Annotated in this window: 10 protein-coding genes; 4 read left to right on the top strand and 6 right to left on the bottom strand. The window is 57.8% G+C overall.

Features of this window, described 5'->3' with window-relative positions; translation table 11 throughout:
* Nucleotides 1-327: 327 nt before the first annotated feature.
* From SBL51_RS00700 to SBL51_RS00680, 5 genes are all read right to left on the bottom strand, one after another.
* Entirely contained in the window at nt 328-1359 is a 1032-nt protein-coding gene (locus SBL51_RS00700; protein WP_317928545.1) for an NADP-dependent oxidoreductase, read from the bottom strand.
* Between the two features lie 81 nt (nt 1360-1440).
* On the bottom strand, nt 1441-2241 hold the full coding sequence (locus SBL51_RS00695) for an alpha/beta hydrolase (protein WP_317928544.1): 801 nt from the start codon (nt 2239-2241) through the stop codon (nt 1441-1443).
* Between the two features lie 59 nt (nt 2242-2300).
* A complete protein-coding gene (locus SBL51_RS00690) occupies nt 2301-3290 on the bottom strand; it encodes an NADP-dependent oxidoreductase (RefSeq protein WP_317928543.1) in 990 nt (329 codons plus the stop codon).
* 217 nt (nt 3291-3507) lie between these two features.
* On the bottom strand, nt 3508-3870 hold the full coding sequence (locus tag SBL51_RS00685) for a hypothetical protein (RefSeq protein WP_317928542.1): 363 nt from the start codon (nt 3868-3870) through the stop codon (nt 3508-3510).
* Nucleotides 3867-5087 (bottom strand): class I SAM-dependent methyltransferase, encoded by a 1221-nt coding sequence (locus SBL51_RS00680; protein WP_317928541.1) that lies wholly within the window; start codon nt 5085-5087, stop codon nt 3867-3869. Before SBL51_RS00680 ends, SBL51_RS00685 begins: the two co-directional genes overlap by 4 nt.
* Nucleotides 5088-5513: 426 nt before the next feature.
* On the opposite strand from SBL51_RS00680, the gene SBL51_RS00675 reads away from it, so the two are divergent.
* From SBL51_RS00675 to SBL51_RS00660, 4 genes are read left to right on the top strand one after another with little or no spacing between them, the layout of a single operon-like run.
* A complete protein-coding gene (locus SBL51_RS00675; protein ID WP_317928540.1) occupies nt 5514-6875 on the top strand; it encodes an MmgE/PrpD family protein in 1362 nt (453 codons plus the stop codon).
* Nucleotides 6872-8266 carry an MmgE/PrpD family protein gene (locus tag SBL51_RS00670; RefSeq protein ID WP_317928539.1) on the top strand — a complete coding sequence of 465 codons (1395 nt, stop codon included), beginning with the start codon at nt 6872-6874 and terminating at the stop codon, nt 8264-8266. Before SBL51_RS00675 ends, SBL51_RS00670 begins: the two co-directional genes overlap by 4 nt.
* A gap of 1 nt (nt 8267) precedes the next feature.
* Nucleotides 8268-9665 carry a phenylacetate--CoA ligase family protein gene (locus SBL51_RS00665; RefSeq protein WP_317928538.1) on the top strand — a complete coding sequence of 466 codons (1398 nt, stop codon included), beginning with the start codon at nt 8268-8270 and terminating at the stop codon, nt 9663-9665.
* 10 nt (nt 9666-9675) lie between these two features.
* A complete protein-coding gene (locus tag SBL51_RS00660; protein WP_317928537.1) occupies nt 9676-11043 on the top strand; it encodes an amidase in 1368 nt (455 codons plus the stop codon).
* A gap of 128 nt (nt 11044-11171) precedes the next feature.
* On the opposite strand, the gene SBL51_RS00655 is transcribed toward SBL51_RS00660, so the two are convergent.
* Nucleotides 11172-12341 carry a CoA transferase gene (locus tag SBL51_RS00655; protein ID WP_317928536.1) on the bottom strand — a complete coding sequence of 390 codons (1170 nt, stop codon included), beginning with the start codon at nt 12339-12341 and terminating at the stop codon, nt 11172-11174.
* Nucleotides 12342-12353: the final 12 nt, after the last annotated feature.

Below are 12353 nucleotides of genomic sequence, written 5' to 3'. Positions count from 1 at the left end.
AAGCAGCGCCTGCCCATTGGCAGGCGCCCTGCTCTCCGCCTTTTTCTCTGCTATTTTATTTAGCCCTTCTTTCTATCCCCCCTCTTTCACACAACGCCAACTCACAAAAGTGTTTACCCGCTGCCGCAGCCCTCTATGCCATCAGCAGTAAAAAAAGATGGAAGTAGAGGCGCGACGCGACGATTGATTTTCTGAAATGAACATCAGAGAAAAGAGAAAAAATTAAAAGGAAGGCAACAGCAAAAGAGAGGGGACTAGCGGCGCCAAACCACGAGGCTCGGCACCCTGCCCGCTGGTAATCAGCGGACGAATGTCAGTAATAGCAATTTATAAATCGACAACCCGAATACCACAGGCGCTACCGGCAAACATACTTTGCAGAGCCTCAGGCGCCGATAACAAACCATTAAACACCACTTCGGTGCTCTTTAATTGGCCGGATTGATACCACTCAATCAACTCCTGCTCGGCGGCGGGAAACTCTTCGTGGTAATCCCAAACAAAGAAGCCCTCCATACGGGCACGCTTGTAGATCAGGTTGTAGTAATATCTTGGCCCCGGCAGCGGTGGCTCGTGGTACTCGGTGGAGATCATACCGCACACCACCACCCGGCCTTTAAGCGCGAGATTTTTTAAGGCGTAATCAAGTGTATCGCCACCGACGTTATCGAAATAGATATCGATACCATTGGGGCAGTACTCTTTGAATTTTTCATCCAGTGAATCGGCCTTGTAATCAATCACCGCATCGCAACCGACAAACTCTTTAAGCCACAGACACTTCTCGACACCACCAGCGATTCCCACTACCCGGCAGCCTTTGATTTTAGCGATCTGTGCCACTATGGAGCCAACGCCACCAGCAGCCGAGGAGATAACCACGGTCTCGCCTGCTTTTGGTTGGCCGATTTTCAGGAAACCAAAGTAGGCCGAAAAAGCTGAAGAGCCCAGGATACCCAGGTGCAGATGCAGCGGCTGTTGCGGGTTGTTCACCTTTTGCAGAGTTTTCACCAGCAGGCCGCTGGTATCACCGCTTTGCAAAGAGTACTCCTGCCAGCCAGTGGAACAGGCAACCACTTCACCCACCTTGAAATCCGGATGACGCGAAGCAATAACCTCACCCACACCGCGACCGCGCATCACCTCGCCAATAGCAATCGGTTCGTGGAAGCGGCTCTCCGCCCCCATCAGATAGGCTCTTTGCGCCGGCGAAAAACCCAAGGCAGCAGTTTTTACAACGAACTGGCCCTCTGCGGGTTCAGGGATTTCACTTTCGACCACATCAAATAAATCGAGACTGATCTCTTCACCCTGTTTAATATTGCGCTTTAAACGCAGCTGCCGGTTTATGCCCGCCACACAGACCTCCAATTTATCCATTAATTGAGTTAATCAAAGACGACGCCGGCGGATCTACTTCTGCGGGCGCACTTACCAGGCTTAACCGGCAAAGAATTCCTTCATAACCGCAGCGACAGCGTCAGGCTTTTCAAAGGTGCTCAGCGCGCCGCAATCTTTCATAACCACCGTCTGGCAATTACTTAGGGTTTTCTCGGCCTTTTCAATCAGCGCTTCGTTGTAAAAAAGATCGTGTTCAGCGGTAAAGACCATCAACGGGCATTTCACCTGGGTAATCCACTCAGCCTTGGCCATCCACTCCAGCACCGGCACATGGGCGTCGTAAGGACTCATGCGCGCCAACTGCCCCAGTACAAACGGACGGAAGCGCCTTTCCAGAGGTGCGGTCGGTGCCAGGGCCTCGTAGCGGTTCCAGGCATCCTTAAGAAACTCTCCCGCCTTATCCATCGGCAGGTCGCGTGACAGCGGCTTGCTCTTCAGTCCCTCCAGAAACTGATCGATCTGTTCTTTGCCGATTAACATCTCACAGGAGACCAGCAATTTTTTTACACGCTGCGGATGATTCACCGCAACAGAGGTCGCCAGCGCAGCACCCGAATGCCAACCGCCAAGCATCACGGAATCGAGTCCTAAAGCATCCATAAATTTCACAGTAATCGCCGAGTAATCCTCTAAGCTGTATTCCCTATCGAGCGCAAAGGAGTTGCCATGGCCGGCCATATCCGGGGCGATAACCCGGTACTTACCACTTAATTGCGGAATAATCTCCACCCACTCCTGGGAGCTCATGGGAGCCTGATGGAACAGCAGCAAGGGCTCACCCTCACCCTCGGTCAGATAGTGAATTTGCCCTTCGGGCAGATCGATATATGCGCCTTTCATTGATCGTATTCCTGAAATAAAAAAAGCGGGCCGCCAGGCGACTCGCTACAGTCATTAACTTAAATTTTAACGATAACCTTGCCGTTGTTTTCACCGCGCATTAAACGGCAGAAGGCATCCGGCGCGTGAGCCAAGCCATCGTACATATCCACCGATGGTTTCAACGTGCCGGCCTCAATAAAGGGCAGGCAGGCATCAATAAATTCGTTGCGGCGCGCTTCAAAGTCATAAACCACCAAGCCGTACACGGTGGCGCGGGCTTTAATCCAGAGCGCTGGGTGTGGGCCACAGGCGCGGCCACTGGCATTCAGCTCCGACATAATTCCGCACAAAATTACCCGCGCACCTACGGCTAATCTTTCGGAAACGGTGTTGAGCAGTTCGCCGCCCACCAGATCAAAGTAGATATCGATTCCGTTTGGGCAGAGCTGATCCAACTGCTCGGCCAGGTTACCCTGTTTGCGATCGATGCAGGCGTCATAACCGAGTTCAGCCACCGCCTTTTTGCACTTCTCTTCACCACCGGCAATACCAATCACCCGGCAGCCATAAATTTTTGCCAGCTGCCCGGCCACCGATCCCACACCGCCGGTAGCGGCGGGAATGACCACCACATCGCCGGCTTTGGGTTGCGCCTGCCAGATCAAACCGGCGTAGGCCGTCAGCCCTGGCATGCCCAACGTTGAGAGAAACAACGAGGGATCGTTGCTGGCCGGCAACTTGGTTAATGCAGCCGGGTCCTGCAGTGAGTGGCTCTGCCAGCCGGCAAAGCAACGCACCAGATCACCGGCTTTAAATTCCTCAACATCACTGCTCAGCACACGGCTGACGGTTTCGCCCAACATTAATTCACCGGGTTGAATTGCACCGGAGATGTGGCGACCGGCAATCTGGCTGCGCATGTAAGGGTCCAGCGAGAGATAGAGTGTTTCACACAGCACCTGCCCCGGTTGCGCCACCGGCATGGCCTGCTGGTGCAGCTTAAAGTTATCGGGGGATGGCATGCCCTCCGGCGTCGACGCCAAAAGCACTTGGGTATTATCAGTCACAGGAAGTCTCTCCCCTCAGGTTTAAGCATTGGCAAAAAGTTCGAGCGCAGCTTTCAGCGACCGGTAGGCCAACGAATCGTTACCGCCTCAAAAAGCTTTAGCGTCCACTGCCAGTTGGTTGAATGAATTGAAAGGTTAATCGAAAGGATCGATAGAACGCTTAATAGAAAAAGTGCTCCCCAATGGGAGCACTTTCATTGCATGGTATTGCTAATAATTAGGAAGAGAGTGAATCCACTACTTCATCCATGCTCGGCTGACCGGCTTGGTTTTCGGTAATCGCTTCACGCTCCTGCTGCACGATTCGCAAAATGCGGGCAATAAACTCCTGCTGCCACAGTTGGCGTTCATCTTCCGCCGCTTTCGAATCGGGTACGTAATTCTCAATACTCTCACGCGTTAAAGTACCCGATTTTTCCAGCAAGCGCTCAATGGTGTCGAGCCGTTCGCGAGTTACCGCCAGCTCACCGGCAATGGCCATGGTGATATTCAGCAGCTGCTCGGTTTGGCGGTCGTCAAAAAAGTAGGGGCGTTTGCCTTTGGCTTTACGGCCAGCTTCTGCGATGTAATCAACACTCATGCTACACACTCCTCTTTAACAGGTTTCCACGCTCCGAATACATTCCAAACCGGCGCCCGGCCGAAATCTTCTGTTTTGGATTGCGTATCCACTTTCGGGAAAATGGTTTCGTCAACACTGGCGGCAATGCCGGCCTGAAACTGTTCCGCTGCTGGCAAGCCAGTGGCATCAATCATCGCAGTGAGATCCTGGTCGTGCATGGTGCCCCAGAACGGCTCGTTGTTGTTGAAGGTATCCCAGTCGCGCATAAACTGCTCGAACACCGGGCGGCCTGTGTATTGCGGCTGCTCCAAATGCAGGGAGAGGCCACCGGGGCTCAGCAACCGGCTGATCTCGGCCAAAATACGCGGCATGGACTTAAATGATGTCTCGTGTAAAAACATGCTGGTGGTGATCAGGTCGAAAGAGCCATCTTCAAACTGGGCCAGATTTTCAGCGTTGGCCTGCATAAAGGTCACATTGTTAACGCCCAGGGATTTTGCCCGGGCATGGCCGTAACGCAGTACCGGCTCGCCGGTATCGATGGCGATAACCTCAGCATCCGGAAACGCTTGCGCAATGGGCAGAACATTGTGGCCAACGGTGCAACCGATATCGAGGATGCGACGCGGTTTAAAATTGGGCTGATCTTTCTGCAGCCATTCAGCAATGGCTTTACCGCCACCATCGGTGTAGGTGCCCAACAGGCCGGCGGTGGTAACAAACAGACCACAGTCGTAGTTGGCGCCAGCACTGACATCACCATCGCTCAACGCGGTGTGGTAACAACCCGGCATGCAATGAATATCCACCGCCGAGGCGTAGGTCGGCACCTTAACGCTGGAGTCCAGCTTCAAGGTCTCGGCGCTATCGTTCAACTTGGCGGCCTTCTCATTAATGCTATCGATCTGGCGTAATACCATGGAACGGCCCGCCTGTTGGCGCATCTCCATGGTGCTGCGGCGCAGGGCGCTCCACCACTGGTAGTAGCTGTCGCGGCTCATGAGCTCGCGGACTTCCTGGCGGCTCTCCGGGCTGCGCCCCTTCTGCTTGCGAAATTCCGGCTCTGCCCGCTGCTCATAGGCTTCCCGCACACCGGGAATAACCACACTAGAGAGGTGCATATTCATGTTGGTGAGAAAGTTGAAACGGGCGATCTCATCGTGACGGGCTTCAGGAAAGACATCGTGGCGGCCAACTTTATTCCAAACTGGCGGCAGACTCCGGTTTCCACTCATAGGTAACTCCTAGATTGATTGGTGATCGTTCGCGATCATCATACAGGCGACAACTACAATGTATTATTGATATATCTTAAATACCAGCAAGATTGAGACTAATATCCATCAAAACCACCCACTTGCGCATTGACATTATTCAATTGCGGGCAGCTACGGCTATAGATAGAGCCATTCGGCCCAAATCCGTTAGCTCAAACCCGGTTTGAGCTTGCCAATAACACCCAACGCCCCACGCCAGCCATCGCCATACAGCGGCTATCGATAACCCTGCTTTTACTCCACCTTTATAACGGCCAACCGACCATCAAAAAGGGCTGGTGCAACTGCTGACTGAGGCTGTACACACGTTGATCATTTGTACTATTGATATTACAATATATTTTTATTACCGCCAACAGCCTCGCCCGATACGGATTATTCGCAGTGACCATACTTGAACAACTCGTACCTATTTTGCGCCGGCAGCCCACTGCCGACGACCGACAGAGGGCCTCGCTGCACCTGCTTGATTGGCTGGGCAGTGCGGCACTGGGCGCGCAAACGGCCATCGGCCAGAAACTGGCCGAGCTCTGGCGCCTGGACGCCGGCCCGGGCTCGTGCAGCGCACTTGGCCAGGGCCAAGCCGACCCGCAAACAAGCCTCTTCTTCAACGCCACCCTTGGCAACATTCTGGAGATGGATGACGTCCATCGTACCTCTATTTTGCACCCGGGGCCGGTGGTGATTCCCACCGCCCTGGCCTACGCCGAGGCCAATGACCACACTGCCGAAGAGCTGTTAAACGCCATTATCTGCGGCTACGAAGCGGTGATCCGCATCGGTCGGGGACTTGGCCCGGTGCACTACCAGTACTGGCACAACACCTCCACCGCCGGTGCCTTTGGCGCGGCGGCGGCGGTCTGCTCTCTACGCCAGGCCAGCGAGCGCGAGTGGCTCGATGCCCTGGCCAATGCCGGCACCCGCACCGGCGGCCTCTGGCAGATGCGCAACGAAGAGTGCCAAAGCAAACAGCTGCACAATGGCTGGGCCGCGCTGACTGGCCGCCAGGCAGCACTGGCCGCAGCGGTTGGCTTGCAGGGCCCGGCGGCAATGTTGGAAGGGCCGCAGGGGCTACTCACCGCCACGGCGGCCGGTGGCCGGCCCGATGCGATTATTGAGCAGCCGCAGGGTGAATGGTTGCTGTGGCAGTGCAGTTTTAAACCCTGGCCCGCCTGCCGCCACACCCACCCGTCCATTGATGCGGCGCTGGCCTTCTCCGGTTCCGTCGATGCCATCAGCGAGTTGACCGTGGCCACCTACCGCGATGCCATGCTTTTTTGCGACAAACCCGCGCCCGAGAGCGAACTACAGGCCAAATTCAGCCTGCAACACTGCGTGGCAATTACCCTGCTGCGCGGCGCACCCGGCCTCACCGATTTCGATGCCGCCGCCCGTGCAGATACCACGGTTGCAGAGCTGCGCAGTCGTATAACCGTGACCGAAGATGAGTCGCTGACGGCTGCCTTCCCCAACGCCTACCGGGCGACACTGACCATTAAATTGCACGACGGCAGCCAGCAAACCATCGCCATCGACAATGTGCTGGGCGACCCCGGCAAACCCATGAGCAGCGACGCCATCATCGCCAAAGCGACCCAATTACTGCAGGCGGCCGGCTACCGCCAGGAACAGATCACCACCCTGTTGAGCGGTATCGATACCCTCGCCCAGGGAGGCGAGTGGCTGCCCTGGGCGGCCACCCTTGCCGAACCACCAACCGCCGCCGGCCCTGGAAGCCCTCTATGAGCGAACGATTCAATCTGGTTGAACTGCTGCACAACCACGTGCAACGACTACAGTTCAGCGACCTCGACCCGCACACCGTCAGCTCGCTGAAGACCTTTATTCTCGACTCCCTCGGCGTTGGCATCTGCGGCTCGCGGGTGCCCTTCAGCGCCGAGCTGATTGCCCTCAACCAGCAGTGGGGCCAGGGCGAAGAGGCCCAGGTGTTGGCCACCGGCGAGTGGCTGCCCGCCCCCGCCGCCGCCATGGTGAATGCCTGGCAGATCCACAACCAGGAGTTCGACTGCGTACACGAGCCGGCGGTGGTCCACCCCATGGCGGTGATTCTGGCGGCGTTACTCGCCTTTGCCCAACGCCAGGGCAATGTTGATGGCAAAAGTTTTATGACCGCCATCAGTGCCGCAGTTGATGTCGCCACCCTGCTCGGCGCCGCCTCACGCGCCCCCTTGCGCTTTTTCCGGCCGGCCGTCTGTGGTGCCCTGGGCGCCACTCTGGCCATGGCCAAACTGGCCGACATGAGCCCGGAGGCGACCCGCAACGCCTTTGGCATCACCTACAGCCAACTGAGCGGCACCATGCAAGCCCACGTTGAAGGCACTGCCATGCTGGCCATGCAGGTAGCGGTGAACGCCCGCAACGCTATCCAGGCCATCGACATGGCCAGAGCCGGGCTGACCGCGCCACACGATGTGCTGGAGGGTCCGTTTGGTTTCTTCAAACTGATTGAGGCCGAGGCCGACTTGGCCGCCATAGTGGCCGGGCTTAACGCCAGCCCACAGATCAACCGCGTCTCTCACAAGCCCTTCCCCACCGGCCGGGCCTGTCACAGCGGCCTGGATGCCCTGCGCACCCTGCAACAGCAGCACGGTTTCAGCGCCGACGACATCGCCAGTTGCGAGCTGCTCGCACCCCCTTTGATTCTGCGCTTGATTGGCCGCCCAGCCACCGCGGCGATGTCGACCAGCTATGCCCGGCTCTGCTTTGCCTACACCGCCGCCACCTTAATGCAGGAGGGGGATGTCAGCGTCAGCTGTTACGACCCACAGCAGTTGAACGACCCGGCCAGGCTGGCCCTGGCGCAGCGCTTTGTGGTGGTCGACGACGGCAACCCGGACCCCAACGCCATGACGCCACAGACACTGAAATTGCGACTTACCGACCAGCGTGAATTTGAACTCTTCTCGCCGGCGACCCTGGGCAGCCCCGAACGTCCGCTCAGCCGCGAGCAACACCTCAACAAATTCCGCCGCTGTTGCGCCGATGCCATTCAACCCTTGGCAAAGAGCGCCATCGAGCGGTTGATCACCACCACCGAATCGCTGGAAAACCTATCCGATATTGCCGTGCTGATTGGGTTAACAACGCCCAGCCAAATTTCCACAGGAGCTGTTTAGCATGACCTACCCCACCTATTTTGAAGCCTTCGATGCCAAACAGATGCTCGAGGACTACCCCATTGGCGACCCGCTGTGGTCACGCTTCAAGGGCATGAGCCGCGATGAGCTGCGCAGCATCCAGAACGAGCGCTTCCTGAATGTGATGGCACGCGGCTGGCAGGTGCCTTTCTACCAGCGCCACTGGGGTGCGGCCGGTGTTGAGCCGGGCGATATCCAGAGCCTGGATGACATCACCAAACTGCCCACCTACTCCAAATCCGACCTGATGAAGAGCCTGGCGGAATACCCGCCGATTGGCGATTTCAGCGGCCTGGAGAGCTACACCGCCGAAACCCGGCCACCAATTATCTTCCACACCACCTCCGGCACCACCGGCACCCCACAACCGCTGGTGTTTGGCGCCTACTCGCGCGAGGTGCAGAACCTGCTGCTCGGCCGTACCTACCGCTTCCAGGGCATGAAACCCGGCTCCACCGTGCAGTCCTGCTACGGCCACGGCATGATCAATGGCGGCCACTATGTGCGCGAATCCGTTATCCACTTCACCAACGCCATGTTCTTGTCCGCCGGTACCGGCATCGAAACCCGTTCGGCGCAGCAGGTGAGCCTGATGCGGGACTTCAAAACCAACGTGCTGGTGGGCTTTGCCGACTACATCAAGCGCCTGGCCGATGTCGCCCGCGAGAGCGGTATTATTCCCGGCGAAGATATCAAGATCGACATGATCTCCGGCCACTTCGGTATGGAGAGCCGCGAAGTGTTGGCCGACGCCTGGGGCGGCCCGGAGCTGTTTGACTGGTACGGCATCGGCGATACCGGTTGTATCTCCGCCGAAGGACCAGACCACGACGGACTCTACATTTGGGAAGATGCCCACTATGTTGAAATTCTGCATCCAGAGACCAACGAAGCACTCTATGGCGAAGGGGTATTTGGCAACCAGGTGGTAACCTGCCTGTTTAAGAATGACATCTACCCGATCATTCGCTACAACTCCAACGATGTCACCGAGATCATGCCCTTCGCCAACAGCCTCGACCTCCCCTTCCGCCGCACCCGTGGCTTTATGGGCCGTTCCGACAACATGGTGAAACTGCGCGGCATTAACATCTACCCGCAGGGTATCGGCCCCATCCTGGAAGAGAACAGCGCCTTTGCCGGCGACTACATCTGTACCGTCGAGCGCGATGCCAACGGCCGCGATGAGATGACCGTGCGCCTGGAGAGCCACAATAGCGAAGCGGCCACCGCCAAGGCCTTTGCCACCCTGCTCAAGCAGCGCCTGGGTATTGAAATGAACGTTGAACTCAACGCCCCTGGCAGCCTGGCGGCGGTTACCGGTATTGAACACCGGCAAAAACCGATTCGCCTGATCGACAACCGCTTTAAGAAGTAAGGTCGGCTTAATGAACAGTCCGTCTGCGGAGATACTGCAGCTCGATGCCGTTGCCCAAGCCGCCACGCTGGCGGCAGGCACACTCACCAGCGAGCAGCTGTTGGGGCTTACCCTGGAGACCATTGAAGCGCGCAATCCAGCGCTCAACTGCTTTCTCTACATTGACCGGGTGACCGCCATGGCGGCGGCTCGGGCCAGTGATCAGCGCCGCGCTCAGGAGCAACTGCTGAGCCCGGTCGACGGCTTGATTGTCGCGGTGAAAGACAACATCGATGTCGCCGGGCAACCGACCACCGCCGGCCTCGGCAAGGTGCTGCACCGGGCCGAACAGGACGCACCGGTAATCGCCAGCCTGCGCGCCGCCGGCGCGATTATCCTCGGCAAGCTCAACATGGATGAGGCCGCCGTCGGCACCGACACCAACAACCCTCACCACGGCCGCTGCCACAACCCGCGCTACCCGGGCCTGGTCCCCGGCGGCTCCAGCGGTGGCTCCGGTGCCGCTGTGGCCGCCGGCTTGTGCAGCATGGCGCTCGGTTCCGACACCATGGGTAGCGTACGCGTGCCGGCCGCCTGCTGCGGTGTGGTGGGCTTAAAGCCCTCGGCACAGCTGGTCTCTAACGCCGGTTCTGTGCCCTGCGCCCGGCGCATGGACAGCATTGGCCCCCTCGCCCGTTCCCTGCGCGACCTGGAGCTGTGGCTACCCATTCTAAGCCAGCGCCAGAGTGACGACTTCAGCCTAAGCTGCCCGCAGCCCACGGCAGAACCGGCCACCGTTTCGCTGCAGGCGTTGACCCTGGCCACAGTAGCGGACTTGAACGAGTCCATCGCCCTCTCTCCTGCCATCAATGCCCTTTACCAAACGGTGACAGCGCAGCTGGCAAACGCCTGTACCCGACTGCAAGCCAGCACCATCGGCCAGGTCGATTTTGGTAAAAACCGCCGGGCGGGTTTGATCGCGGTAGAAGGCGATCTCGCCGTCGAACTGCAGGCACTGCGCCAGGACGCTCCGCACGCACTCTCAGCCGGTCTCACTAAAATGCTCAACTGGTTCGATAAGCAACCCGGCACCACTCTCGCCCAGGCACACCACCAGATAGATACCACCGGCGCCTGGTTGCGCTCGCTGCTGGGTTCGGCCGATGCTCTGCTACTGCCGACTATCCCTTCGGCTATCCCCGCCTGTGACGACCCGGTACCGGCCGGCATTGCCGACCTGACCGCTCCGGCCAATATGGCAGGGCTGCCAGCGCTCAGCTTTGTGGTGGCCAGCGATGACCAGGGCTATCCCCTATCTCTGCAATTAATTGGCCCGCATGGCAGCGACGCCCGGCTGGTCGCCATTGCCAAAGCCGTAACGGAGCTGCTGGCTAAATAACCTGTCCCTCATAGCGAAAAGTCAGCCAATAAAAAACCCGCATCGGCGACAGCCCTGCGGGTTTTTTATGGTTACACATTGCTTGAGTGTGGCGGCGATCACTGCTCCGGCCAACCACTATTTGTCACTCATGGTTTTTCAACCAAGGCTCCAGCGGCAAGCATCTGTTCAATTTCAGATTCGCGGTAACCCAGCGACAACAACAAGCCGCGATTATCCTGCCCTTGCGCGGGCCGTTTAAACCGGGGTTGGCCCGGTTCGTTTTGAAATTTGATGGGCACACCCAGGTGAGTTAAACCCTCGTCATCGGTGACCACCATCTGCCGCTCGATAAGATGCTCCTCCTGCATAGCCTCGTGCAAATTGCGCACGGGTGCGTAGCAGACATCCACACTTTCAAACCACTGGTCCCACTCGGCCAAGGTGCGCGTGGCGAAGGTCTCCCGCAAAAAGGCTTTCACTGGATCCTGGCCACTGCCGGGTGGCAGTTTACACAGTTCAAAAAGATCCGGGCGGCCCAGAGCCTCCAACAGATTTTTGGCAAACTTCAACTCGCTGCCACCCAGAGAGAGGTGGCGACCGTCACGGGTGCGATAGATCTGGTACATGGCGGCACCGCCCCAGGAGCGTTCATCCTTCACCACCGGTGGGCGGTTTTCAGCAAACACCGGCCCCATCACATTGGGTGTCCAGGCGACCAAGGTATCTTGCATGGAGATATCCAGGTAATCGCCCTTACCGGTTCTATCGCGACTGACCAGCGCCATTAAAATACCCGACAGCGCCATCAGGCTGGCCGCCATGTCGGCACAGGGCACACCGGGGCTGGCCGGCTGGCCATCGGCCCCTTCGTTAACCGCCACCAGGCCGGAGTCGGCCTGAATAGAGAGATCGTGGGCCGGCTTTAACCGCTTGGGCCCGGTTTGGCCATAGGCCGAGATAGAGCAGTAGACAATACCCGGGTTGCGCGCACTGACCACCTCGTAACCGATGCCCAGCCGATCAACCACACCCGGGCGAAAGGCTTCAATCACCACGTCGGCGCTGTCGAGCAGTTTCAACAACGCCTCTTTCGCCTCGGCCTCTTTTAAATTCAGACAGAGACTTTTTTTACCGCGGGCAATATTGCGAAACCAGATCGCCTCGCCCTGCTGCTGCAAGCCGATGGCACGGGTGGGTTCACCACTGGGCGACTCCACCATAATCACTTCAGCACCGTGATCCGCCATCATCATCGACAGGTGTGGCCCAGGTAAAAATTGAGAGAGATCCACAACTTTCAAGCCGGTTAATTTCATCACACAATCCTA

Source organism: Halioxenophilus sp. WMMB6, from assembly GCF_033283405.1.
In the GTDB taxonomy this organism is placed as follows: domain Bacteria; phylum Pseudomonadota; class Gammaproteobacteria; order Pseudomonadales; family Cellvibrionaceae; genus Halioxenophilus.
Note: the sequence above shows the minus strand (reverse complement) of the source record. Positions and strands in the feature narration are given on the sequence as shown.

Bases quoted from the DNA above. Each gene is read 5' to 3' on its own strand.
- SBL51_RS00695 (WP_317928544.1), bottom strand. From the start codon at position 2,241: ATGAAAGGCGCATATATCGATCTGCCCGAAGGGCAAATTCACTATCTG.
- SBL51_RS00685 (WP_317928542.1), bottom strand. From the start codon at position 3,870: ATGAGTGTTGATTACATCGCAGAAGCTGGCCGTAAAGCCAAAGGCAAA.
- SBL51_RS00680 (WP_317928541.1), bottom strand. From the start codon at position 5,087: ATGAGTGGAAACCGGAGTCTGCCGCCAGTTTGGAATAAAGTTGGCCGC.
- SBL51_RS00670 (WP_317928539.1), top strand. From the start codon at position 6,872: ATGAGCGAACGATTCAATCTGGTTGAACTGCTGCACAACCACGTGCAA.
- SBL51_RS00665 (WP_317928538.1), top strand. From the start codon at position 8,268: ATGACCTACCCCACCTATTTTGAAGCCTTCGATGCCAAACAGATGCTC.
- SBL51_RS00660 (WP_317928537.1), top strand. From the start codon at position 9,676: ATGAACAGTCCGTCTGCGGAGATACTGCAGCTCGATGCCGTTGCCCAA.
- SBL51_RS00655 (WP_317928536.1), bottom strand. From the start codon at position 12,341: ATGAAATTAACCGGCTTGAAAGTTGTGGATCTCTCTCAATTTTTACCT.